The sequence below is a fragment of the Natrarchaeobaculum sulfurireducens genome (assembly GCF_003430825.1).
GTDB lineage: Archaea > Halobacteriota > Halobacteria > Halobacteriales > Natrialbaceae > Natrarchaeobaculum > Natrarchaeobaculum sulfurireducens.
The window spans coordinates 2433740-2456902 of sequence record NZ_CP024047.1; the positions used below are offsets into that span (position 1 = coordinate 2433740).

Annotated in this window: 23 protein-coding genes and 1 pseudogene; 6 read left to right on the top strand and 18 right to left on the bottom strand. The window is 57.4% G+C overall.

The window, feature by feature from the left end:
• The first annotated feature begins 493 nt into the window (after positions 1 to 493).
• Entirely contained in the window at positions 494 to 820 is a 327-nt protein-coding gene (locus AArc1_RS13045; protein WP_117364788.1) for a (2Fe-2S) ferredoxin domain-containing protein, read from the top strand.
• A 284-nt stretch (positions 821 to 1104) separates the two neighbouring features.
• Here the strand turns inward: AArc1_RS13045 and AArc1_RS19100 are convergent, their stop codons facing one another.
• Positions 1105 to 1278, bottom strand: a complete 174-nt coding sequence (locus tag AArc1_RS19100; RefSeq protein WP_186336602.1) for a hypothetical protein — start codon at positions 1276 to 1278, stop codon at positions 1105 to 1107.
• 114 nt (positions 1279 to 1392) lie between these two features.
• Positions 1393 to 2592 (bottom strand): mechanosensitive ion channel family protein, encoded by a 1200-nt coding sequence (locus AArc1_RS13050; RefSeq protein WP_228442325.1) that lies wholly within the window; start codon positions 2590 to 2592, stop codon positions 1393 to 1395.
• Positions 2593 to 2688: 96 nt separating this feature from the next.
• Between AArc1_RS13050 and AArc1_RS18740 the strand changes: the two genes are divergently transcribed.
• Positions 2689 to 2850 (top strand): hypothetical protein, encoded by a 162-nt coding sequence (locus tag AArc1_RS18740; RefSeq protein WP_154670598.1) that lies wholly within the window; start codon positions 2689 to 2691, stop codon positions 2848 to 2850.
• 4 nt (positions 2851 to 2854) lie between these two features.
• On the opposite strand, the gene AArc1_RS13055 is transcribed toward AArc1_RS18740, so the two are convergent.
• The 4 genes from AArc1_RS13055 to AArc1_RS13070 all read right to left on the bottom strand — a co-directional run bounded on the left by AArc1_RS13055 (position 2855) and on the right by AArc1_RS13070 (position 7813).
• Entirely contained in the window at positions 2855 to 3247 is a 393-nt protein-coding gene (locus tag AArc1_RS13055; RefSeq protein ID WP_117364789.1) for a DUF7522 family protein, read from the bottom strand.
• Positions 3248 to 3340: 93 nt separating this feature from the next.
• Positions 3341 to 5014, bottom strand: a complete 1674-nt coding sequence (locus AArc1_RS13060; RefSeq protein ID WP_117364790.1) for a type II/IV secretion system ATPase subunit — start codon at positions 5012 to 5014, stop codon at positions 3341 to 3343.
• A 14-nt stretch (positions 5015 to 5028) separates the two neighbouring features.
• A complete protein-coding gene (locus AArc1_RS13065; protein WP_117364791.1) occupies positions 5029 to 5784 on the bottom strand; it encodes an ATPase domain-containing protein in 756 nt (251 codons plus the stop codon).
• Between the two features lie 7 nt (positions 5785 to 5791).
• Positions 5792 to 7813, bottom strand: a complete 2022-nt coding sequence (locus AArc1_RS13070) for a FlaD/FlaE family flagellar protein (protein ID WP_117364792.1) — start codon at positions 7811 to 7813, stop codon at positions 5792 to 5794.
• Between the two features lie 309 nt (positions 7814 to 8122).
• On the opposite strand from AArc1_RS13070, the gene AArc1_RS13075 reads away from it, so the two are divergent.
• Entirely contained in the window at positions 8123 to 8797 is a 675-nt protein-coding gene (locus tag AArc1_RS13075) for a DUF7500 family protein (protein ID WP_117364793.1), read from the top strand.
• 323 nt (positions 8798 to 9120) lie between these two features.
• Here the strand turns inward: AArc1_RS13075 and flaJ are convergent, their stop codons facing one another.
• The 9 genes and pseudogenes from flaJ to AArc1_RS13120 all read right to left on the bottom strand — a co-directional run bounded on the left by flaJ (position 9121) and on the right by AArc1_RS13120 (position 18358).
• Positions 9121 to 10845, bottom strand: coding sequence for an archaellar assembly protein FlaJ (gene flaJ / locus AArc1_RS13080; protein WP_117364794.1), 1725 nt, complete (start codon positions 10843 to 10845; stop codon positions 9121 to 9123).
• A gap of 110 nt (positions 10846 to 10955) precedes the next feature.
• A complete protein-coding gene (locus AArc1_RS13085) occupies positions 10956 to 12107 on the bottom strand; it encodes a FlaD/FlaE family flagellar protein (RefSeq protein ID WP_117364795.1) in 1152 nt (383 codons plus the stop codon).
• A gap of 2 nt (positions 12108 to 12109) precedes the next feature.
• Positions 12110 to 12601, bottom strand: a complete 492-nt coding sequence (locus AArc1_RS13090; protein WP_117364796.1) for a flagellin — start codon at positions 12599 to 12601, stop codon at positions 12110 to 12112.
• On the bottom strand, positions 12602 to 13222 hold the full coding sequence (locus AArc1_RS13095) for a flagellin (RefSeq protein WP_117364797.1): 621 nt from the start codon (positions 13220 to 13222) through the stop codon (positions 12602 to 12604).
• A 140-nt stretch (positions 13223 to 13362) separates the two neighbouring features.
• A complete protein-coding gene (locus AArc1_RS13100; protein ID WP_117364798.1) occupies positions 13363 to 14025 on the bottom strand; it encodes an archaellin/type IV pilin N-terminal domain-containing protein in 663 nt (220 codons plus the stop codon).
• Positions 14026 to 14356: 331 nt separating this feature from the next.
• Entirely contained in the window at positions 14357 to 15007 is a 651-nt protein-coding gene (locus tag AArc1_RS13105) for an archaellin/type IV pilin N-terminal domain-containing protein (RefSeq protein WP_117364799.1), read from the bottom strand.
• Between the two features lie 1282 nt (positions 15008 to 16289).
• Positions 16290 to 16473: pseudogene (locus AArc1_RS19690) on the bottom strand (archaellin/type IV pilin N-terminal domain-containing protein); the annotation flags it as partial.
• Between the two features lie 5 nt (positions 16474 to 16478).
• Complete coding sequence (locus AArc1_RS13115; RefSeq protein WP_117364800.1) at positions 16479 to 17123, bottom strand: archaellin/type IV pilin N-terminal domain-containing protein; 645 nt, start codon at positions 17121 to 17123, stop codon at positions 16479 to 16481.
• A gap of 2 nt (positions 17124 to 17125) precedes the next feature.
• On the bottom strand, positions 17126 to 18358 hold the full coding sequence (locus tag AArc1_RS13120) for an archaellin/type IV pilin N-terminal domain-containing protein (protein WP_117364801.1): 1233 nt from the start codon (positions 18356 to 18358) through the stop codon (positions 17126 to 17128).
• A gap of 335 nt (positions 18359 to 18693) precedes the next feature.
• On the opposite strand from AArc1_RS13120, the gene AArc1_RS13125 reads away from it, so the two are divergent.
• The 3 genes from AArc1_RS13125 to AArc1_RS13135 all read left to right on the top strand — a co-directional run bounded on the left by AArc1_RS13125 (position 18694) and on the right by AArc1_RS13135 (position 19603).
• Positions 18694 to 19053: an ArsR/SmtB family transcription factor gene (locus AArc1_RS13125; RefSeq protein WP_186336603.1), complete on the top strand. Its 360-nt coding sequence runs from the start codon at positions 18694 to 18696 to the stop codon at positions 19051 to 19053.
• A 1-nt stretch (position 19054) separates the two neighbouring features.
• The gene (locus tag AArc1_RS13130) at positions 19055 to 19333 is read left to right on the top strand and encodes a DUF7521 family protein (protein ID WP_117364802.1); all 279 of its coding nucleotides are present in this window, start codon (positions 19055 to 19057) and stop codon (positions 19331 to 19333) included.
• 75 nt (positions 19334 to 19408) lie between these two features.
• Positions 19409 to 19603, top strand: coding sequence for a hypothetical protein (locus tag AArc1_RS13135; RefSeq protein ID WP_117364803.1), 195 nt, complete (start codon positions 19409 to 19411; stop codon positions 19601 to 19603).
• A 50-nt stretch (positions 19604 to 19653) separates the two neighbouring features.
• Here the strand turns inward: AArc1_RS13135 and AArc1_RS13140 are convergent, their stop codons facing one another.
• The 3 genes from AArc1_RS13140 to AArc1_RS13150 form a co-directional block, all read right to left on the bottom strand.
• A complete protein-coding gene (locus AArc1_RS13140) occupies positions 19654 to 20517 on the bottom strand; it encodes a CheF family chemotaxis protein (RefSeq protein WP_117364804.1) in 864 nt (287 codons plus the stop codon).
• On the bottom strand, positions 20514 to 21776 hold the full coding sequence (locus tag AArc1_RS13145) for a HEAT repeat domain-containing protein (RefSeq protein ID WP_117364805.1): 1263 nt from the start codon (positions 21774 to 21776) through the stop codon (positions 20514 to 20516). Before AArc1_RS13145 ends, AArc1_RS13140 begins: the two co-directional genes overlap by 4 nt.
• Positions 21777 to 21930: 154 nt before the next feature.
• Entirely contained in the window at positions 21931 to 22641 is a 711-nt protein-coding gene (locus AArc1_RS13150) for a hypothetical protein (protein WP_117364806.1), read from the bottom strand.
• Positions 22642 to 23163 lie beyond the last annotated feature (522 nt).

Consider the following 23163-nt stretch of genomic DNA (forward strand, 5'->3'; position numbering starts at 1 on the left):
TCGCGTCCGTCGCAAGCCTCGAAATCATCCACGGCGACGCCGGGAGCGGATCGTCGACTGCCCATCTCTGTCGACGACGCTGTAAGCGTTCGGTCTGCCGCGGACACCCCTTCGGATGGCCGTCGTTTGCTAGTCATGTCTCTCTTCTCGTTAGTCGACCCAAGCGGTACCCGTAGGAAAACTATTTCGTTATCCGCCAGTTGGCGCGGAGAATCGATACGTTATGAGTTCTCCCACACAAGACTCCTCATATGTTCCGAGATTTTTGAATCTGGAATACGTTCGTTTAATTCCGACGTCATCCGGGGTGCAGTCGGGGCCAGTTTAGCGTATGGAGAAGAAACATACCACCTATACCAAGGGGGCGCTATCGTAACCCTTACAATCTTACTTTCAATAGAACAAACGAAGTTTATGCTGGCAACTGAACCCCTCACCGGTCGACCTGACCACTCATGCGAGCACGCCTCGCCGATGGAACCTGCTCACTGAGATGAACCGCCGAACAGACCAACAACGCGACCGACTCGCGGCCCACGTCTTCGTCTGTACGAACGATCGCGACTCCGACTACGTCTGCTGTGCCGACGTCGGCGCCGACGAGGTCCTCGAGGCCGTCAAGGCCTGGCTCCGCGATCGGAACGCCTTCTGGTCGCCGATCGGCGTCTCGACCGCGGGCTGCCTCGGCCTCTGTAGCGAGGGTGGCACTGCGATCACGATCCAGCCCCGAAACGAGTGGTACGCCGACGTCCAGCCCGAAGACGTGCCCGACCTGCTCGAGTCGACGTTCGGTCCGGAAGCCGAACGACTCGAGCGGTAGCCTGGCGGACGCGTTCGACTAATCGCTTGAGGACCCGACCGGCAGGTGTCGACGATGGCTGTTCCAGTATCTGGCATCTGTTGGTCGGTAGGGGGCGGGTTCCTCGTCTGAGCATGTCCTCGAGTGGACGACGACCCCAGAGACTCTAGATGCTAACATTCGACGACGTCGGCAACGACCTTTCTGAGGGTTCGATGGCCTGAACGATACCGACGGGGTACCGTGGTGTGCAGACGGTCGGTAACGGACTCGAGGCAGTACGTCGGCCAGATGTGGATTGCTGCCTACGTCAGGAGCGCGTACACCACGTACGCGACAGCGAGGACGATGGCGAGTGTCACCAGCGTGGAGACGACCCAGGTGACGACGCCGAAGACGATCGAGAGTACCTCGAAGGCGACGAACAGTGCGATGAGCGCCACGATCACGAGTCCAATGGCGCGGAGGGCGTCGGTCATATGTATCCGAACGTCCGCGAACGAGTAAATCGTTGCGGTGAGTGCGATCCCGTCTCGATTAGCCGACTCCGAACGATTCCCTCTCTGATCGAGGACGTCGCTGCGCCCGTAGACTCACTCGGTTTCGGAGTACGCCAGTTCCTCGCCGTCGCGTCCCTGCATCGGGACGCTAAATCCGCCACCCGAACGAGCACTGTGTTCACGCTGTGGGTACGGGATTCCGATCTCTTCGCGGTCGTATGCAGCCTTGAGCTCGTGGACGACAGCTCGAATCGTCGTCCACTTCTTGTGGGCGTTGGGCTGGCGGATCCAGAACCGACACTCGAGCGTGATCGCTGAGTCGTCAAATGCGGTCGGGATCACTTGCGGTTTCGGCGCGGGTGCGACGTCGTCGACGGCCTCCATCGCTTCGACGGCGACCGACTCGGCGTGCTCTAAGTCAGTTTCGTAGTCGACACCGACCTCGAGTCGCAGGCGCAGCCGGTTTCGCTTGCTCCGGTTGACGACCGTCGCACTCGAGACGTGATCGTTCGGAAGGACCACGGTTTCACCGTCGAAGCTTCGCAGCCGCGTGTTGGTGATCGTGATGTCGACGATCATCCCCTCGTGGTCACCGACCTGAACCCAGTCACCGATCTCGAAGGGACGTGAGAACATCAACACGAAGCCAGCGATCAGCGATCCAAGCGTCTGTCGGGCGGCCATCCCCATGACGATCCCCAGAAACCCCGCCCCGACGAGCAAGCCACCGAGGTCGATCTGCCACAGCGAGAGCGCAGCCAATCCGACCGCGATGAAGATCGTTACCTGCAACACGCGAAAGACGACGCCTTCCTGGTGGGCAGTGACGTAATTTGCATCCGCCAACCACTCCTCGAGGCGCTGTTCGAGATACCGGGTTCCGACGACAGCGCCCAGAAGCAATCCGACCGTCAGAATACCACGGAGGGCGTACGGCAGTGCCGTCGCAAGTACCGTGAGTACGCTCGAGGCAACGGACCCATAGCCCCAGAGGACGAGCAACGCGAGAAACGCAACGAGGACGAGTACCGATTGGACCGATCGAACGACCGCACGGCGAGGGAACGGCACGTTCAGTACGTCGTCGACGATCTCGAGCAACGATCCGGCGTTACTCTCGTGGAGCCCTCGGCCAACGGTATCGACGCTGCGCCGGACGACCAGTGGAACGACGACGGCAGCGACGGCCAGTGCGGCGAGGACGATTCCGATGCTGACGGCGAGGCGAGCCTCGGTCGTGGTCACGGTCTCGAGGCTCGCCAGCGCCGCCTCGGCGTGGTCTGTCGGAAGCACGTTCGTGTGTTCAGTCGACCCATCTACACCAAGAAACTGCTGGCCAACGACCCAGACGAGAGGGTTTCTGATTGTTTGTTGAATAGTTCAGTGACGGTGGGGGCGTCGTCCTGCTCGCCGACGAACGGGGGCTCGGGCAGAACGCTCGCGACCAGCCTCGCCTCCCAGTTTCGAACCGATCCCGACGTCGACGGTGGCCTCGTCGGCATGAGCGTCGGCGGTGGCCGTACAGTTATGATACTGCTCGAGGCGGCCTGAGCGGTCAGGCCTCCCCGGCCTGTCTCGCGATGTCAAAGCACGCTTCGGCGAAGCCGACGATCGACGTCGGGAGCTCGACCTCGGTCGAGATGACGAGACCACTTGACTCCGTGACAGGAAGGAAGATGAGCAAAGCGTCCTCGAACCGACGGACCGAGTAGCGGAACTCGCCGACGTCGTAGATCTGCTCGAAGAAGTTGACGTTCAACAGGTTCGACATCCGTTCGACACTCATCCGCTCGAACTGTGATTCCGTGTAGAGACCGGCGACGTCGTCGCGAATGTACAGCGATTCGTAGTCGCTGGTGTCGAAGTAGTCGACCGCGCGCACTCCGTCACCGAGTTCGTCGCGGGCGAACTCGACGACTTCGTCGAAGGGAGATTCGATCTCGGACATACACTCACCTCTGGACGCGGGACGCCTATTAGCGTGTTGTTCAGGCCACCCCACTCAAGCCGTCGGGGACACTCCAGGCGGCAGGAGACGGGCTCAGTCAGGTCGGGTGATGTGGAACGGGAGGCCTTCGACGCCGTCACGCTGGAACGAGTCGATGGCGTCGTTGACCTCGTGGTACTCGAGAATGTTCTCCTGGATCATCCGTTCGATGATGTCGGATCGGAACTGCAGGTCGTCGTAAATGTCGCGGGTATCGGCGTAACCGAGCAGCGTCGCGATCTGTTCTTCGAGCACGTAAGAGTTGTTCATCCCTTGAAAGACGATCTCGTCGTCGACCGGGTCCCAGTAGAAGACTTGCCGGGTGACGACCCCGTCCATCTCCTGGGAGTACCCCTCGATCTCCTGGACGCTCGTTACCCGACGGAGGACGTCGTCGCCCTGTTTGACCCGGTTCTGGAACAGCGCCACGTCAGCATTGTCCATGAACGTCTCGGGGACGTTGATCGGATCCCCGGTAAACCGCTGGATCATCGAGACGATGTCGCTCGCGTGGAAGGTGAGCATAACCGGGTGACCGGTCTGGGCTGCCTGGAACGCCATGCGTCCCTCCTCACCACGAACCTCACCCACGACGATGTACTCGGGACGCGACCGCAGTGCGGCCTCGACGAGATTGAACATGTCGACGTCTGCGCTGTCCTCACTGCGACTCTCACGTGTGAGTAGCTGCTGCCACGTGTCGTGTGGCGGCAGGACCTCCGCGGTGTCCTCTGCGGTGTAGATCTTCGAGTCTCGAGGGATGAACGTCATGATGGAGTTCAGCGTCGTCGTCTTCCCGGATGCCGTCTCTCCGACGACGAACACCGTCCGCTCGTTCTCGAGACAGAGCCAGAGATACGCCGCGAGTTCGGGCGAGAGCGTCCCCCAGTTCGTAATCTGGGTGACCGACAGGGGCACTTCATCGCCCTGACGGATCGTCAGCGATGGCCCTTTCACGCTCACGTCATCGCTGTAGATGACGTTCAGACGCGAACCGTCGGGGAGCGTCGAGTCGATGATCGGCTCGGCGTCGGTCATCGGGTTCCCGATTCGTTCACCCATGTTCGACAGCCAGTTGTCGAACTCGTCGGGCGTCCCGAAATCGACTGTCGTCTCCACCAGCCCGTAGACGCCATGGTCGACGTAACACTCACTCGGCCCGATCACGTGAATGTCCTCGTTCGCCGGGTCGCGCATAACCGGCTCGAGCGGGCCGAGCCCGACGATATCCCGGTTCAGCCGGTAACGGATGTTTTCATAGGTCTCCCGGGAGATTTCCTGAATTCCAGGGTGCAGTTTCGTTTTAATTTGATCCAAGACATTTTCGTGTTCTTCGCCTTTGATGTGGGTCGTCTCACCAAGTAACTCTTCGATTCGGTCACCGTACTCTGCTTCTGCCTCAGGTGCGACTTTAGTTGCACTGCGTCGTAAAAGCGAATCTCGTATGTTCTCGAAGACAACTTGTTCTTCTTCGGACAACACTGGTTCGACCGCGAAATACTGCATCTTGGTTCCGACGTCGCCGTAGATATGGCTGTAGATGGGGCCACCAACCGGATACAAGATATTGGGATGAGAAGTTTCGTGATCGCCACTCGGTTCGTCGACTAACATCGGAAACTCGCCGGTGATCTGTCTGAACTTCTTGAGATGTTCGCGAAGATGAGGTCGCCGGGCTGCAAGCTCCTGTAGCTGTTCCGACGGTTTCGGCCTTCCCATCTCGGTCATCTATCGAACACCGTTTAAGCGACACTGCGGTTTTCGATCACGATTCCAACGCCGGATCGAACGGAGTACCCGATCCGGTCACCGACCTGTTCGCCCATACCCGCAAAGCGCTTGATGAACAACTGCCGACGAATGTCGTTTCCGACCTCGATCATCTCGAGTTCGATGAAGACGTCAGCAATCGACCGGAACGGTCCGATCGCCTCGTCGCCAACCGTGGACGGATCGACGGTCAAGATGACGACTTTTCCCTGTGAGATCACGTTCCTGAAAAAGGAGATGATCTCGAGGGCGGCCTGGCGCTCTTCGTTCTGGCGAACGAGCGCCTCGAACTTGGGGTCGTTACGCAAGATGGCATCGAACGTGTCGATGATGATGATGTCTGCCGACCAGAGCGTATCCTCTTCCATCAGGTCCGTTAGCAGGTCCTGTCGCGTATCCTCCTCATCGGACGAGAAGACCCCGCCGCTGTCGAGGTCGCCGTGGAGAAACAGAAGGTTCTCGAACAGAAGGTGCTCTTCGACGTTGTAGTTGAGCGAATCCATCTGGTCGAGAAACCCACGGACCTCGAGTTCGGTCGAGAGAAACGTAACCGATTTGCCAGTTTCACACAGGCCGTAGGTAAAGCGCTGGGAGAGCGCACTCTTCCCGGCACCGTAGTCTCCTTCCATCAGCACGATGCTGCCGGTTGGGATACCACCGCCCAGTTCTTTGTTCAGTCGGTCTCGATCGTCTAACCCAATCGAAAATATGTTTTTGAGCGTACTCATAGGAAAATCACCTGTCAGCGTCGTCGTCGGGGGAGAGCAGCGATCGGATGAGTTCGACCTGCCACCGTTCGAGTGAGGTCTCTTCGTCGGAGGCGATCAACGGCTTGACGACTGATTCACGCCATTCTTCGAGGTCGTCGGCTTCGGATCCGGCCGGCGGTCTCGCGTGCTCGAGGGCGTTCTGTACGCGGTGGCCGTCCCGCGTGTTTCGAAGTTCGACGCCGGACTCCGAAAGAACGACGTCTGAATCGACCCAGATCATCCGTTCGCCGTTGGCTTCGATTTCGGCCCTGTGCGGGCCCGCAGGCTCGTCTACCGTCGTCGAGTCGGTTCCGGATTCGTCGATGACGATCTTGTGTCCGCCGCCATCGTCGGCCTGCATCGATTCGCCGTTGGAGTCCTCATCAGCCTCGCCGTGAGCGGTCTTCGCTTCTCCGTCGTCGATCTGTTCGACGGTCGCGACCCCGACACCCGTCTCGGCGTCAGTGATCGTTCCACCAGCGTCAATGTCGGATTCGGAGTACGTCAGCTTCGTTCCCGCGTCGTCTGTCTCGGGTTCCGCGCTGGCGTCCGATTCGGCCTCAGCGTCGGATTCGACACCGGACTCGAGTGAGAGACCCTCTTGCTCGAGCCACTCCTCGTAAGAGGGCCGGTTCTTGCTCGGTGCAGCGATTTGACTGATCCACCAGAGGCTGCGCTTGTGATCGACGCCAAGCGCAGAGCGTGGCTCGGGGTCATCGACCTCCGGGCCACCGTGGAACCCCTTCAGAATCGTTTGCAGGTACTCCTCGACCGACTCGCTGAGCCAGTGGATCGAACCGTAGAATCGAACCGTCTCGGCCGCTCCGTCGAGGCCAACCTCGCCGACCAGATAGTCGAGCCAATCCATCACGACGAACTCGGTATCGTACTCAGACGGCACCGACTCGAGGTAAGGTCGGCCGCCGTCGTCCCACGGAATGTCGACCGATTCGACGGCGAGTTCGTCTTCCGCGTTGAGCGAATCGGTCGGGTCGTCGTCGGCTAACTCGGTCAGTTCGTCGCCGGTCTCGAGGTCATCGTCCGCAGTCGCGAACGGGTCTTCCTCGTCTTCCTCATCGCCTTCGTCGACTCCGTCCAGCGTATCGCTTTCGTCGAACGCGTCGTCCTCGTCGAACGCGTCGTCCTCGTCGAACGCGTCGTCTTCGCCGAGTGCGTCTTCGCCGTCTTCGTCTTCGACCCACTCGGCGTCGCCGGATTCGAACTCGGATTTGAGTTCGTCGAACGAGAGGTCATCGTCCCCACCGGACGCATCGGCTTCGGGTTCTTCGTCGGTTCCGTCGTCGAACTCTTCATCCGCAAAATCGTCATCCGCGAACTCGTCGTCCTCGATGATGCTTTCGTCGAGGAACTCCTCAGCCTCGGCGCTCGCGATGTCTTCGTCCATCTCTTCGTCGTCGGTTCCGTCGTCATCGGAGTCGAAGAGACTTCCACCGCCGAAATCACCCGTTCCCGGTGCCCCACCGCCGAACGTGTCGTTCAGTGAGTCCTCCTCGACGAACGGGTTGACTCCCTGTGTCACCATCTCGTACACTTCGAGGAGCTTGCGGATGTTCTCCTCGATATCCTCGAGGGACTCGCTGATCTTTTCGTTCTCGCTTTGGACGGTGTTCACCGTCGAAGAGAGCGAGCCAACATCGTTTTCCATCTCCTCGACGCGGGCTTCGATCTCGCTCGAGACGCCACTGTCGGCGTCTTCCATCTCGCCGATAGCCATTTCACCGCCGCCGAGGTCCCCATCGTCTGCGAGAAAGTCGTCGTCGCCGTCGTCCAGGAAGTCGTCTCCGCCGTCGTCGCCGAAAATATCGTCGTCGCTGACGCCGCCACCGGTGTTCGCGTCGCCGCTGCTGGATGCGCCCGGTAGCAGTTCATCTTCGCTCATGCTCCCGGCCAGCTCACCGCCCAACAGATCGTCCGAACTTCCGCCATCAGTGGCACGATTCTCCTCGTCCTCGCGCCCGAGTATGTCTCCGATTATCGATAGTAGCATGGTGAACTCTCACGGTGATCCGCCGTTGGATTCGACCGTAGTCCGTTTCGATCGGACGTCGGTGCCGTTTTGACCGGGGGTGTGGTCTGGTCCGACCGGACTACAGTTAGTCATCTGTGAAGACTATGAGAATCTACGTATTAAGTGATTGTGGCCAGCCTTTATCTACCCGTTCTGGACGATCTGGCCCACTCAACAGACCTGAAAGAGTACAGACCTTACCAGAGATGGATTATCTACCACTGATAAATCAGTTCAAACAAAGGTTTCTTTTCGTCTCGCGTGATAGTAGCCGATATTGAATAGGCCATGACGAACAGTAACAAGGGAAACAACCCGAAGGAACGCGCAGACGTCCCGCCCGTACTCCCAAGCGAACAACCGACGGGCTCGGACGCAGGCGGCGTCCTCTCGCCCGACGACCTCGACATCACCGAGAGCCCACACGTCGCGGAAGTCGAGAAGGGGCGGTTCGTGGTCTCTGCGGACGGACCACCAGCCGTCTCGAGCCGTCCCGACCAGTCAGAACCCGCCCAGCCACCCGCCAGGAACTCCTCTCGACCTGCACGAGAGCAATCGACGCCCAACTCTCACGAACCGCTCGAACACGAGGCCACCGAGCCGCCTCACCACCAGTCTGGAGTACAGCCCGTACAGAGCCCAGAGACAGCACGATCGATTCTCGCCACCGAACTCGAGCGGTCCGACGCCCGCTATGCACTCGACATCGTCTCGCAGTTGAACGGGACCACTATCCGTCATCGAACAACGTCCAACGATGTCGTCGGGACGTTCGACAGCCTCGTCCTCTGGTACGCCCAGAACGTCGCAACGGAGACGCCAACACACCGGACGGCATCGCTACTGTTCGAGAAATCCGAGTTCACCGCATCACTGTCCTCCCAGCAGGTTCGTCAGGCTGCAAGACGCCACGGTCTCTCAAAGTCGAGTACGATCGGAGAGTTACTCGATGCGATCGAATAACTACGTACAAATCCGGGCCGAACCAGGCTCGTGGCGTCAGGCACCCACCGCTATGGCATGAGTATCAACCGTTCAAGAATATCACCGCAGCCATAAACAGTGATAACAAGATCGTGTACCCAAACAATAGGATTCCGCTGTGAATTGATTCGACCGCTCTCGCCGACAGTCGGGCGCTACTGGATGGAGGCTGCATAATTGATCGTCTAACTGTATATAAAAAGAGAGCACACATTACGTTTGTGGCCAGCGGTTGTACTTGGTCAAGCGCACGTACAGCCCGTTGATCACGGGCAAGAGTAGCCAAATTGTCCTCCGAGCGCTTACAGATCGACTGTAATGATAGCGTTGACGAGCCACTCAGTGATCGTTCCCGTCACAGCACCGAGCCAGAGAAGTGCGGTAAAGTGGAAATACGAGTTGCCGAAGTGACCGCCGTCTGCGGCTCGAAGCACGAGCGACGAGATGAACGCGTTAAATATCAGAACTAGAAGAATCAAAAATCGAAGTACATGCACATCGTACTGGTCGGTGTAGATAATTTCGGCACCAATGTCGCTCTGAATATCGATATCGAAACTCGAGAGCATGAGTGCCAACTCGAGTCCGATGAAGAATGCAAAGGCGGAAGCAGCAGTAATGCCATACAGCACGCCGACGAGCGTTGTTGTCTGCTGACGGCGTTGTTCACGAAGATTTACGATCGCGTTCATGTTATCACTGATGAGTTCGCCGAGCCGCTTGGGTCCGCCACCCATTTCTCGACCTACCAGATACATCTCGCTGAACTTCTGGATCAAAAACGAGTGAGTCTCACCGGTGAAGTACCGCCAGGATTTCTCGGTACTCAGGCGCATATTGAGGCGCCGATACAAATCGTTGACGTCCGGTGTTAACGGCCCGAAATCTTTCGTTCGAAGGGTCGCGAGAACCTCGGAGGTGGTACTCTGTTTTGCACTTTCGCTGGTGCCAAGTGCTCGAATGAAATTCGGGAACTCCCGATCACGGTCGAAGACGCGCCGTTCCTCATACCAGAACACGAATCCAGGGATGAGCAACGGAACCGTCGCGATCGGCATGTACATCAACAGTGGGATGGCGTCGAATCGGACCTGCTCTGTCCCCGGAATAAGCTCAAAAAACCCTGCGGTCAGCAAAGTGACCAAGACGAGACTCGTGCTGACTCCGATGACCGTCGATGCGAGCATTCGTTTCTTGGTTTGGGTCCGATACCCGTCCTCAAGGTACCAAATCGGATCGTCGGGGACGGCGGCCCGAATAAGGAAGAAGAAACCGATCTGGACGAACACGAACAGAACGATCACGATACTCGCCGTGAGCGTCGGATTATTTCCGGTCAACAGCGGCAGTACGATCGCAAACACCAGCGCGAACGTCATCGAGATAATGATCGACAGATACAGGTCTTTCAGCACGTCCAGATTGCTGAGCGACTGCTGGTATACTGTCGAGTACTTGTTGATCAGTACGTCCTGCTCCTGAAAGAGGAACTCGTCTAACGCTTGCCCCGCCTCGAGCGTGTATGCCATTCGCTCCAGAAGGTCTCTGACCGACTCGCTGGGAACGTCCTTGGCACGGCGACGACAGGCATCGCCGAGACTCAGGTGCCAGACGTCAACCAGATCGACGACCCGTTGCATCTCGGCGGCGAGTTCGCCGTACTCCTCCTCTTGAGCCAGCCTGCGCATTACCTCCATCCTATCGATGTTCGTCGTCGAGAGGAGGGTCATGTGAATAACGAAGAGATGGAATCGATTCTCCATCTCGATCCGGCGCTGGTCGATCGCGATTCGAGGATAGCCGACCGCAGCCAAAAATAGCAACAGTCCGAGAACCGGGAGCAACAACCGGACAAGCAAGAAAACGTCGAGAAACACCGCTAGCGCAGCCGTACCCACGAAAAAGAGAAACGTCGGGAATAAAATAACGAGGATATAGACACTCGCCGGGAGTTCCATCTCCTCGTACGCCTGAATTATCGACTTCCCGAGTTGGGATGCGACCGCAGACTTTTCAGCTAGTGCCATAGGGGGTGATCAGGAGCGGGGTTGGGTACCCGATGGTGAGAGTATTCTCGAGCGGATACTCTCGATGGACAACATACAAAGCTTCTGGCTGGTCCACTGACGAGATAGTGCTAGGACGCCGAGAAAACGTCATCGACGTCGAGTTCCGTTCGTTTCTCCGGGGTCGCAATTCGAGCGATGAACTGGAGACTTCGCTTGTGTTCGGTCGTACTCAGAACTGAACGCGGTTCCGGATCCGCTGGCGGGGACGTCTCACGATCGCCAAAGCCGTTTAATAGCGTCCGTAGATAGCCCTCGACACCCGCTGAAATCCACCCGGCCGATCGATAGTAGGCAACGGTCTGGGCGGCGCCTTCGAGACCTGCCGTCTCCACAAGGTGATCGAGCCACTCGAGGACCAGCACCTCCGACGCATACCGAGATGGGGCCTGGACGAGATACGGTGGCTCGCCGACCTCACCGTTTTCGGTCTCGAGTTCGGGTTCAGTGTCGTGCAGTTCGTCCACAGGGCTGGCCTCGGTTAGGGGCTCGTCAGCGTCCGGGCCGGAGTCGTCAGCGGCCTCGAACGACTCGTCCTCGTCTGACGGTAAAAATTGCGTCAGGTCGTCGGCCGACTCATCCGTTTCCGCGGCTATCTCGTCGTCGAACTCGTCCTCGAGCGGTTCATCGGCAAGTGTCTCATCTTCGAACTCGTCCTCGAGTGCCCCATCGAGCGTGTCGTCGTCGAATTCCTCATCCGGTTCGTCGGCCTCGAGTGTGTCTTCGTCGAGCTCTGCCTCGAAGTCGTCAGTGTCGTCGTCTTCAAATGGCATCGGTTCCTCCAAAAAGTCGTCCGCGTCGGCTTCGGCAATTTCACTGTCGATGTGGTCTTCCGGATCGTCGCCGAACATTCCCGAGTCACCGATCGCCGAGTCGAACGCGTCCCCGATCTCTTGATCGCCGACGAACGGATTGACCCCGTGGGTGACGATCTCGTAGAGGTCGACGAGCTTGTCGACGTTTCGTTCGACCGACTGGATCGAGTCACTGATCTTTTCGTTTTCCCCGCGAACCGTTTCTACCCGATTCTGGAGCGAGTCGACTTCCTTCTCGATCTCGTCGAGTTGATAGGTGAGTTCGACGTCGTCGGACGACCCGCTTTCGTCGTCCGAAAACAGGTCATCATCCAGTAATTCGTCGTCGGACTCGAGAAGGTCGTCCGCGCTATCGGTCGATTCGTCATCGTCGTCGGGCTCGCCACCCAGTTCGCTGAACAGTACCATGGTTAGTCGGATTCCTCGTAGTAGAACCTGATCGTATCCTCATCGCCTCTCGTCATGATCGTCACACTGATGTCGCCATCTCCGATATCGTTGACCGGGATCGTGACTTCGACGACCGTGGACGGATCCCACGACCCGTCGCTGTTGTCGGCTCGCTCGACGAAGAACCGGTCGTGGCTTATGTATGACCCATCGACGAAGACATCGATTTCGCTCGGCTCCGCCTCGAGGCTCCTGTCACCGATGTTCTTTACGAGAAGGGTAAGGTCGGTATCATAGCTGTTACTCCCCGACTCATTGACGATTGCATCGCCTTCGTTCGCGTCACTGATGATTGCGATTTCGGTTTCGATATCGTCCGTGACCCCTGAGCTGCGGGTTTCGATCGCACTGCCGACCTGGCCGACCTCGACGACCATCGTACCAGCGACGGCCGTCGCGACCACGAGGCTCGCGATGAAGAAGATCAGGTGTGCAGAGGAGACGCTGGCCATCTAGTCCCCTCCGTTCTCTTCTTCGTCGTCGTCTTCGACGTACCGCTCGAGCGTGACCTCGAGCGTCGACGCGTCGGCGATGCCGTGTTCGGTGACGATTTTGAGCCGATCCTCGATTCGGTCGTCGTCGCTGCCGTCGAGGGTGAGCCGTTCTTGCTCGTCGTACTCCCAGACGTCGTCTTCGTCATCGAACTTTTCAAGGTCCGTCTCGAGTTCGTCGGGTTCGTACTCGAACTCGAGCACCGTTCCGGGACTCCAAAGCGTGCTGTCAGTGCGCTCGCTGTCGCCGTCGACGATGGCCACGTCGTCGTCCGTTCTATCCAGTGTGACGTACTCGCCGTTCTCGAGGCGGTCGGTCCGCTCCAGGTCGAGGGTCGTCGTGCCGTCGTTGGAGACGGTGGCGGTGGGGCCGTCGACGACCTCCTCACTGGTCACGTTGTAGGTCACGGTAAACTCGAGGTCGATATCAGTGTTGGCCTGGTCTTGCATCGACGCCTGTTGGGAGGAAAACGCCTCGCTGGTCGCCGCCCCGGCATCGAAAAGGGCTGGCACGAACGCCCCCATCGCGATCAGGAACCCGATGAGGATGACCACGACCGCGCCGCTCGTACTGAACCCCATTGTCCGACTCGAGGGAGTAAACGGGTAAAAGCGCTCTGGCCATCCAACCAGTCAGTACTCGTTTGCTTTCATCAGGGAGGAACAGATGTGACTCAGAAGAAACATAGAAGGAACGGATAAGGGAAAACCAGAACTGTTCTTCACAGGCGAACGGCTTCACCGTCGTGCTGGAAGAGGTCTGGAGCGTTCAGTTCGACAGAGGTGGTGGCGGAAGATGGGGAGACGATGTCAAGAGAGGCTTCGTCACCCTCTCCGAACGCGTCGTCTGTAGTTCCGAACGGCTCAGCCTCAGGATTGAATACCAGTGTGAATTGGCCATTGTCGTCGTTGAGGATCACGTCTTCTGGATCGACGAATTCTCCATCCATATCCTGTGCGATGAACCGATCTTCTTCTAAGTCTTCAATGTCATTGGTATCGAACGCATCGGAAGTACTCTCAGCGTAAACGAGGTTTACTTGCCCCTCTGGTCCGAGTGCCTGAACGACGGTATCGTCAAGATTGATCTCACCAGCACCCGCTGCTGCTGAGAGACCGAGTCGAATCTCCTCAAGCTCCCCGGAGTCTGAACCGCCGTCGTCAGCGACGATGCCTACTGCACTTCCTGTATCGATACGTTCCGAAACGAGTTCTGTACTCTCTTCGCCGGTGGCCATGGCCTGCGCCTGTAACATACCTGCTGTATTGATCAGGACGCCGGCGGCGATCGCAGCGACCAGCACCATCGCGATGAACACGATAAGCGTACCGATCCCTACCTGACCTCGGTCCGAACTTTTGTCAGTGGAATTTCTGTCAAACATTGGCTATTTTTTCTGTTTCCCCGCCCTGATCACGAACTCGGTGGTGGCCACAATTCCGTTTAATTGCAGGTCATCACCGATCGACTGTCCTCTATACACGATAGTTCAATTGGAGTCCACTTAGTCGTATTGGCTCGTCGAATAGAAGAGCCACGTTTCTTTGAATAATGCCGAATTCAGCCGTGGTATAGAGCGAAAAAGTGGAGTTGACTCTGATGAGTTTCACCGTTCAGAAATCACAAATAGTCTATACAGTTGAACGGCTCAGATGTAGTCAAAGCTACGTGATCTCGTTGTCAACGAAAGAAATCGATTAGGAGCGGTGTCTTAGTTAGAGCCGGACAGCCTCTCCGTCGTCGTTGAAGAGATCCGGTGCACGGAGTTCGACCTGCGTGGTCGCGGAGGCAGGCGACACGATGTCGAGTGCTGCCTCGTCTCCTTCACCGAAGACCTCGCTGTTGTCTTCATCACCGAACGGATCGGTTTCTGGGTTGAACACCAGCGTGTAGTCGCCGTTATCGGAATCAAGCACAGCGTCATCCGGCTCGATAAAGTCACCGGAGTTGTCCATCGCGGCGAACGTCGCCTGGTCGTCGCTCAAATCATCGACGTCATCGACACCGTCACCGGCATCTTCGTCGTAGATCAGGTTGGCCTGTCCTTCAGGCCCGACAACCTGGACTACCGTCTCCTCCAGTGAGATGTCATCAGCTCCGGCCGCTGCCGTCACGCCGACTCTGATCTCCTCGAGTTCGCCGTCATCCGCACTGTCGACGATCCCGACCGTACTGGTCGCGTCGATTCGTTCGGAGACGAGCTCGGTGCTCTCTTCTCCGGTCGCTTCCGCCTGGGCTTGCAAGAAGCCCGCCGTGTTGATCAGAACGCCCGCGGCGATCGCGGCGACAAGCACCATCGCGATGAACACGATGAGCGTGCCGATCCCCACCTGCCCGCGGTCGTCGTCGTTGTTGTCTACGAACATGGTTACAGGTCAACCGATACGTCGTTGTCGATGTTGTTTGGCACGGAGAGTTCGACTTCCGTCGTCGCACCCGCACTCGTCGTGAAGAGTACGGTCATGTCCTCACGCGTATCCATCGGTCGGTACTCTCGGTCTCCGAACGATGCGACGAGAATTTCAACCTCAGCCCGATCGGACGAGTCGATCAGGACGTCTTCTTCGGCACCCTGGACCGGCGTGATGTCGATTCCGGTGGCCTCACTGTCGATCGTTTCCGTGATCTCGCCTTGCTCACCGATCGTCTGGATCGACGTCGTCTCGAGGTCGATCGGGTCCGAACCAGGCTGCAGTGCGGTCAGGAACTGAACTTCGGTGACTCGTTCGTCGAACTCACGGTCGAATTCGAACGTCTCTGTCTCATCGCCGTCGATTTGGACTTCGACAGACAGATCGTCGCGCTCCGGAGTTAGTTGCACATCTTGATCTAGGGCACCATCAGCGATGTCGTCAGTATCTGCGTCGAGTTGATCGATGGCTTCCTGACCCTCTGTGAATTCATCATCTGAAGCAACATCAACACCGACTACTCCGACAGCGTAGTCTCCTTCTTCAATGTCCTCGAACGCGTCATCGATATCACTTTCAGGCGATCCTTGGTCAAACAGATCTGCATTTTCGACGACATCGAATTCGTCCTGTTCTGTGTTTGCGACCACAATACGGATATCTGAACGTTTCAGCTCAGATGGATCCTCCATGAGGAGTTGGAAATTATCATCGATGGCTACATCAGATGTTGAATCAGCGCTTTCCGTAATATCAAGCGCGCCGTCAGCGCCATCACCATCATCTGCTTGAGTCACTGCCTGAACTCCTTCAGCGTCAGCGGTAATCCGATACTCACCAGCATCTGTATCTGGAACCTCAATTTCGAAGTCCTCTACAGTTACCAGATCACCCTCTCCATCGTCTTGGAGTTCGACTGTGTCAGTCTTTGGCTCATTGAGTTGGTCTCCCAGAACGGTGACCGTGATGGTATCACCTTCTTCTAACCCAATGTCTGCATCGGCTGTCACTTCATCATCGAGAGTTATCGTATCTACGTCATCGACGAGCGCTCGGTCAACTACACCGACGCTGTCAGCAGGACCGGTAAATGTATCGATGTCACCCTCCTCAGTAAACGGACCCGTCACAACAACACCAGATCCGCTAATCACATCAGTTATCTCTCCATCCGGATTGACAGTCTCGTCAGGATAGGTCATTACCTCCTGAACAGATCCTGACGTACTCACGATCTGGATGCGATCGCTCACCTGCTCTGTGCTCTCCTCACCCGTGGCTTCGGCCTGCGTCTGCAGGAAGCCCGCGGTGTTTATCAGGACGCCCGCGGCGATAGCGGCGACCAGCACCATCGCAATGAACACGATGAGTGTGCCAATCCCCACCTGACCGCGATCGTTTTCTGTTCCGTTGCTAAACATGGATATCACAGCCGGACGGCCTCACCGTCATCGTTGAAGAGGTCCGGTGCACGGAGTTCGACTTGCGTAGTCGCGGAGGCAGGCGACACGATGTCGAGGGCTGCCTCGTCTCCTTCACCGAAGACCTCGCTGTCGTCGTCACCGAACGGATCGGTTTCTGGGTTGAAGACCAGCGTGAAGTCTCCGTTGTCAGAGTCGAGCACAGCATTATCTGGCTCGATGAAGTCACCGGAGTTGTCCATCGCGGCGAACGTCGGCTGGTCGGTGCTCAAGTCATCGACGTCGGATTCGTCATCGACGTCTTCGTCGTAGACCAGGTTGGCCTGTCCTTCAGGCCCGACGACCTGGACTACCGTTTCCTCCAGTGAGATATCATCAGCTCCGGCAGCCGCCGTCACGCCGACTCTGATCTCGTCGAGTGTGCCGTCATCTGCACTGTCGACGATCCCGACTGTGCTGGTCGCATCGATTCGTTCGGAGACGAGTTCTGTGCTCTCCTCTCCGGTCGCTTCCGCCTGAGCTTGCAGGAAGCCTGCCGTATTGATCAGGACCCCCGCGGCGATCGCGGCGACCAGCACCATCGCGATGAACACGATGAGCGTGCCGATTCCGACCTGGCCTCGGTCGTCTCCGTTGTTGTCCACGAACATGGTTACAGCCTCACCGACTGATCGTCGTCAACGATGGTCGTGGGAACGCGGAGTTCTTCTTCGGTGGTCGCACCGGAGTCCGTCGTGAAGACGACAGAGAGCGATTCACCCTCGTCGAGACGGATGTAGTCTTCAACTTCACCGTCAAACTCGTACTCAACCTCGGCACGGTCCGAGGAGTCGGTCAGGACACCGTCGCCCTCGTCGACACCCTGAATCTGGTTGATATTCACCTCTTCAGAGATTGACTCAGTTGCTTCACCCTGCTGACCGATGAACTGGACCGACGTCTGCTCTAAGTCGATTGGATCAGAGCCAGGCGCTAGTGCGGCGACGAACTGAACGTTGTCGACAACGTTGTTGGTGTCAACAAGTTCAAAATCCACTAGGTTTTCGCCATTATCCAACTCTTGGTTGGTAACAGTCTCCTCTAAAATGTCTGCAGCAAATTCATCCTCGGCGTCAGCTCCAATGACCTCTATTGCGAGGTCCTCACCATCCGTTTCTTCGACATTATCGAATTCGAATGTGATAGATCCCCCATCATCATCCGTTGCCTCGATACTTGATGCTTCAGTCCGATCGAAGTCAGTTAACCGTGCTGTAACGCTGTCCTCGAACTCTTCGATATCATCTTGGTCCTCGATGTTGTCATTGTCGATTTCCACCTCAAAGTTGTCAGTAGTCTCAATGGAGTCCTCATGCACCAGGCCACCGAAGTCAGTGTAAGTTTCATCTTCCCATTCCGAAATCGTCTCGGTTTGGGCTTCGATGTTTTCTCCATCGACAGTGACGATTAGATCATCAGAGTCGGATGCATCTTCGCTTGGAAGGTCGGTGAGTTCAACATCCACATCACTTCCATCACCGGTATCAAATTCCACGACTTGGCGCTGTTCGAAGCCATCAGCTCCGCCGGTTGCCGCAGTCACGGAAATATATTCTCCTTCTACTTCATCGCTATCTGGTTCTAACGTAATAGTCGTTGAATCACTCGCCTCTTCAAAATCAGTAACTGTCGCCTGATCAACAGTACCTGACGTACTCACGATCTGCAATCGATCACTCACTTGCTCTGTACTCTCCTCACCGGTAGCTTCAGCCTGCGTCTGCAGGAAGCCAGCGGTGTTGATCAACACACCAGCGGCAATTGCAGCGACCAGCACCATCGCGATAAACACGATGAGTGTGCCGATCCCCACCTGACCGCGCTCTCCGTCTTCGTTTGCGAACATAGTTGTGTAGGGGTGAACACCCAATTTGCTCGGGCGTCACCCTACACTCTCTACTATCGGGACTTAAACCTGAGCCAGAATTTTCAAGAGTGGGAACGATCTGCCGACGCTGAGCGACCGGTTTCAAGCACATCCCCGACGAATACAATGGATCACTAACCACACGGGACGTTCGGTTCAGAACCGGAACATCTGGATTACATAAAGATTGTGGCCGGTGCCTCGAGAACAGCCGTTTCGAACCCTCAGAGCAGCCGTTTCCAGACGTGGGAACGCTCGAGACGCCGCGTCGAATCGGCAAGTACGGTTTTGTGGGTCCGCTCGAGACACCTTGTATGGACCCGATGGAGTTACTGGGGACCCTGGGCAAGAAATACAGCCCGGATATCCTCCGGACCGCCGAGGAGCCAGCGTCGGCCCAGGAACTCAGCGACGAACTGGACATCCCCGTCACGACCAGCTACCGACGAGTCGAGGCGCTCAACGAACTCGGACTGCTCGAGGACGACGAGGAGACGAGCGAGTTCGGCGAACCCGGCCAGAGTCAGACGGTGTATCGGCGTACGGTCGACGAAATCGTGATTCGATTCGACGGGACGGAGATGGAGATCGAATCGATCGAACGGGAGACGACAACACAGCCATTGAGCAGCGTCTGGGACGACCTGAGTCGCGGTATCGGCGGTGACGACTGAGATGCAGCCGGTCGAGCTCCTCTATATCGTCTTCAGTGGGACGCTGATCGCGTCGGGCCTCGTCATGGCAGGGATGGCCGTCCAGGCGTACGCGGAAACCAGACGCCGTGCGATGGTCTACCTCTCGGTCGGGTTTACGTTGATCGTCGCCGCCGCAACCGCCACGACGATCAGCGCGTTTGTCAACGATTTTCAAAACCCGCGCACGCTGTTGACGGTCAACTACTTCGTGACGACCCTCGGATTCCTGGCCGTGATCGCGAGTCTCTATGCCGACTGACCGCCCTCTCTCGAATTTTTCCCATCGTTGCCGTGGCCACGACACTTATTTCCTCCTCGTCGCCATACTGTTCGTATGAATATCATCGACGGCGATAAGATCAATTGTAGCCGCTGTGACGAACTCATCTCTCTGGAAGACGCGAACGTATTGGGAAAGCGAAATAACCGGACGTACGCGAAACCGCTCTGTGACGACTGTCTGAAAAACGTCGGCGTACCGAGAGGCTATGAACTCGAGCGTGACGTGAGCTACCTCATCGAGGATTGAGTGGAACGTGCGGCCTCGGGCGGTCGTCGAGGACTGTAGACGGCCGACGACTACTTCTGGTTCATCGCTTCGCTAGCGATATTGCGTCCACGCGGTTTTAACGCGACTTCCCGACGAACTCGAACCTCTTCTAGGACGTCGAGTTCGATCAGCCGTTCGTAGATCGACTCGACCTCGTCGGTATCGATGTCGAGGAACTCGGGGACCTCGAACGGGGAGACACCCGAGTAAATCGCCATCAACACTTCCTCTTCTTTCGAGGAGAGGTCGATCGACGAGGCGTTCTTTTTCGCCCCCCGATCGAGGACGGATTTCAAGATCGCGACGTTCTGTTTCGAGCCCGAGAGGTACGTCTGGACGCTCGAGTCCTCCTCGGTGTGTTCGGCCTCGAGGACCGGCCGATCCTTCGAGCGGACCGTTCGTTCGTCGGTCTCGACGGTACCGACGTCGTCGACTTCGATCTGGACGAACCGTCCGTTTTCGACGGCGAAGTTGGCGACCCCGGTGTTGATGTTGACGCGCGCTTTTTGCCAGGACGAGTCCTGAACGACGCCGCCTTTGACAGCCGGATGTTTGATCAGAAGGATTTCGCCGTCTAAGATCGCCTTCTGAATCTGCAGTTCGAACTCGTTGACCTCGTCCATCGAGATCAGGTAGACGTTTGGCCCGTAGTTGATGCTAATATAATTCGAGACCGTCGCGATTGCCTGGTTGACGTCGTACCGACCCCTGATCGAGGAGATCTTCGCAAGCGGAATCGTCTCTTTCCTATCGTTGCCGACGATCACGATCCGCTTATTCGACAGGACGATACGGCCGTTCGACCAGTTGGTGTCTTTTAGTTTTCGCCCGTCACGAACAACCTGGGTGAACTTTCCGGTGACGTCCGCGAGCTTTTGTTCGGACTTGCTCATCCGAAATCACCACTGAAACTGCTGACACCACCCAGTTTTGACAGCGCAGAGAATCCACGTTTGCGTAACCGATCGCTTTCCGTTCGGTCGACGAACGACGAGATCCGATTTCGTGCCTTATCCCCGCCGATCTTCCCGAGGACGAACAGTGCTTTCACGCGCATTCCATCGTCGCGGTGGTCGTCTTCGACGATCTGTAACAACCGATCCTCGAGTCCATCACCGTCGAGCAGCGCAAGACTCGTCGCTGCGAACTTCGAGGTCATCTCGTCGTCGTCGGCCAATGTTTCGATCAACGCATCCTGAGCGTGTGTTTGATACTCCTCCGCCGCGATTCGGCCCAGCAACCACGCCGCGTTCCGGCGCTGGGCGGTCTCCGTACTCCGCTCGAGGATCTCGGTCAGTGGTTCGACCGCCTGTCGTTCGTTTGCCTCCGCGAGCTCGTCGACGATCTTCTCACGAACCTGATGACTGGCGCTCGCTGGCGCTTCCGAAAGGAGTTGCACCAGAGAGAACATCGCCGTGCGGCGCACCGAATCCGATTCGTCTTGTAACGCCTCGGCAAGCACTTCGACTGCGTCGACGCTTCCTAACCGACCAAGCGCATCGACGGCGATTCGGCGAAGCACTTCGTCGTCGTCTTCGGCGATATCGATCAGTTCACGCAACGCGTTCGTCGTACCGAGGTCCGCAAGCGCGTATGCGATTTCTATTCGGACATCGTACTGATCCTCGTGTAACTTTGGTGCGAGTGCTGGAACGGCCTCCGGCGCACCGATTCGTCCGATGGCACGAGCGACCCGTTTTCTCACCTCTGGGTCCGGATCGTCGATCGCCTTGACGAGTTCGGAGGTGACGTTCGTCTCTCCGATCCGACCGAGCCCCGATGCGGCGGCCATCCGCAACTCCGGCAGGTCAGCACGCAACCCTTTCGCGAGGAGTTGTGCCTTCTTCCACTCTGCAACGTTGTCGATCTCCTCTCCGGAGATATCGCCGATAAACCGTTCGAGCGCGTCTTGTCCGTACTGATCGAGTGCATCGATCGCTGCTGCCCGTACCCGTTCGTCTTCGTCGTCTTTCGCTACGGTGATCAGTTGATCCACGACGTCCTCGCGGGGGTATGTTTGGTCGGTAGCCTGGGACTCCAGTCCCCCGAGCACTTCGGCTGACCGACGGCGAATATTCGGGTTCGAGCTCTGCTCGAGATACGTGAGAAGTCCGTCGAAATCCGCGTTTCGCTCGAGTTCGAATAGTGTCACATCTACCACCAAGCAGCAGCTTTTTTACCGACTGTTGGTCCCATGCCGGGAGTTCCAAGTGCCAAATATTCAACGTTCGCTTTCTCGCTGCGATCGACTGGGTGAAACCGCTTGCGTTCGACCCGGCCGATGCAGGCGCTGAAACCCCTCATTGTTACTCGACGTCCGTTCCGTCACCGGTGGCGTTTCCGGCATCATGTGTCTCTAGCTCTGCATCGGATTCGTTCGTCTCGGTATCGGTGTCGTTCGGTTGGTCGTGCTCGTCGAAGCGTTCTTCGCCGTCCGGGTACACCATCGTTGTGACGATCTGATTCCAGACCGCTAACTCGTCGACTTCACCATCGAGGTCCTGTCGTGCCCAATCTGAGTTTACGCCCCAGCCTTCGACTTGCGTCTCGAAACCATCGATGACCTCGGTGTACAGATGGTTGATATCCGATCCTCTCTCGACGAGTCCGTCACGGAAGAGAATGTAGATCAGCCCGATCTCGTCGTCGGACGCTTCCCTGTCGGTTGCCTCGGATTCATAGAAAAGAAGCAGATCGTTATTTTCCGTGTCGTGATACAGCTCATCGACGATGATGCCGTTATCCTCGAGGATATAGTAGAACTCCTCTGGGCTCGCGTCCGGATCGTCACCCGGCGCTTCGGGCTCGATCGGGACGCGACTACTATTGAGGAAAGGAACGGAGTCGAGACAGCCAGCGGTCATTCCGAGTGAGAGGGTGCCGGCGGCAGCGAGAGCCTGTCGGCGAGTGAAACGCTCGGAACCGCTACTCGCAGCGGTGACGCCTTCCCCGAGGTGGCTGCAGCGTCGGCTCGTGTCATCGGCTGTATCGGTCGGGTTCCCGGGAGCGTCTCGCATCTTTATGAAAGGGTCACACCAGTAGGTCAAAAGAGCGTCGGCCGAACCGATCCAAGCTACGACTCCGGAACATCCCTTCCGTTCCGTCCTGAAACGCACGTAATCCCACACGTGCGAAGGATCAAAGGTCCCGTTCGAGTAGCGAATTTCTGCTCACCTGGCGAGACAAAACTGACGGCTAGCGGTCGTGTTCCAGGGGCTCTCGAGGGAGATGGCCATCAGATGCTTGATCCCGAGCTCGCAGCGACGAGCTGTGAAAGAGACTCGAGAGCGATCTGATAGCGTTTTCAAGCGCATACCTGCGTCTTCAGGCGCAGATCGAGCGGTAGGCCCGACGCAGCATCCACACCAGTGGCCGGACCGGATTTCGTTTGCAATCTTTTTGCTGTGGTCCGACGTAACATAGAGTGCTACGGATTCGGTGAGATGCCGGCCCCGAACCACAAGGGGCGGTGGACCAGCGGTGGTTCACTCGGCAATGACACGGAATCCGATGGGGTCTGGTTGACCGGGCCACAGCCC

What these genes read in the sequence shown, in the direction of transcription:
- AArc1_RS13105 (WP_117364799.1), bottom strand. Translation starts at nt 15,007, where the DNA reads ATGTTCGTAGACAACAACGACGACGACCGCGGGCAGGTGGGGATCGGC.
- AArc1_RS13115 (WP_117364800.1), bottom strand. Translation starts at nt 17,123, where the DNA reads ATGTTCGTGGACAACAACGGAGACGACCGAGGCCAGGTCGGAATCGGC.
- AArc1_RS13150 (WP_117364806.1), bottom strand. Translation starts at nt 22,641, where the DNA reads ATGCGAGACGCTCCCGGGAACCCGACCGATACAGCCGATGACACGAGC.
- AArc1_RS13060 (WP_117364790.1), bottom strand. Translation starts at nt 5,014, where the DNA reads ATGACCGAGATGGGAAGGCCGAAACCGTCGGAACAGCTACAGGAGCTT.
- AArc1_RS13090 (WP_117364796.1), bottom strand. Translation starts at nt 12,601, where the DNA reads ATGGCCAGCGTCTCCTCTGCACACCTGATCTTCTTCATCGCGAGCCTC.
- AArc1_RS13055 (WP_117364789.1), bottom strand. Translation starts at nt 3,247, where the DNA reads ATGTCCGAGATCGAATCTCCCTTCGACGAAGTCGTCGAGTTCGCCCGC.
- AArc1_RS13045 (WP_117364788.1), top strand. Translation starts at nt 494, where the DNA reads ATGAACCGCCGAACAGACCAACAACGCGACCGACTCGCGGCCCACGTC.
- AArc1_RS13070 (WP_117364792.1), bottom strand. Translation starts at nt 7,813, where the DNA reads ATGCTACTATCGATAATCGGAGACATACTCGGGCGCGAGGACGAGGAG.
- AArc1_RS13085 (WP_117364795.1), bottom strand. Translation starts at nt 12,107, where the DNA reads ATGGTACTGTTCAGCGAACTGGGTGGCGAGCCCGACGACGATGACGAA.
- AArc1_RS13095 (WP_117364797.1), bottom strand. Translation starts at nt 13,222, where the DNA reads ATGGGGTTCAGTACGAGCGGCGCGGTCGTGGTCATCCTCATCGGGTTC.
- AArc1_RS13140 (WP_117364804.1), bottom strand. Translation starts at nt 20,517, where the DNA reads ATGAGCAAGTCCGAACAAAAGCTCGCGGACGTCACCGGAAAGTTCACC.
- AArc1_RS19100 (WP_186336602.1), bottom strand. Translation starts at nt 1,278, where the DNA reads ATGACCGACGCCCTCCGCGCCATTGGACTCGTGATCGTGGCGCTCATC.
- AArc1_RS13100 (WP_117364798.1), bottom strand. Translation starts at nt 14,025, where the DNA reads ATGTTTGACAGAAATTCCACTGACAAAAGTTCGGACCGAGGTCAGGTA.
- AArc1_RS13125 (WP_186336603.1), top strand. Translation starts at nt 18,694, where the DNA reads ATGGACCCGATGGAGTTACTGGGGACCCTGGGCAAGAAATACAGCCCG.
- AArc1_RS13065 (WP_117364791.1), bottom strand. Translation starts at nt 5,784, where the DNA reads ATGAGTACGCTCAAAAACATATTTTCGATTGGGTTAGACGATCGAGAC.
- AArc1_RS13130 (WP_117364802.1), top strand. Translation starts at nt 19,055, where the DNA reads ATGCAGCCGGTCGAGCTCCTCTATATCGTCTTCAGTGGGACGCTGATC.
- flaJ (WP_117364794.1), bottom strand. Translation starts at nt 10,845, where the DNA reads ATGGCACTAGCTGAAAAGTCTGCGGTCGCATCCCAACTCGGGAAGTCG.
- AArc1_RS13075 (WP_117364793.1), top strand. Translation starts at nt 8,123, where the DNA reads ATGACGAACAGTAACAAGGGAAACAACCCGAAGGAACGCGCAGACGTC.
- AArc1_RS13135 (WP_117364803.1), top strand. Translation starts at nt 19,409, where the DNA reads ATGAATATCATCGACGGCGATAAGATCAATTGTAGCCGCTGTGACGAA.
- AArc1_RS13120 (WP_117364801.1), bottom strand. Translation starts at nt 18,358, where the DNA reads ATGTTCGCAAACGAAGACGGAGAGCGCGGTCAGGTGGGGATCGGCACA.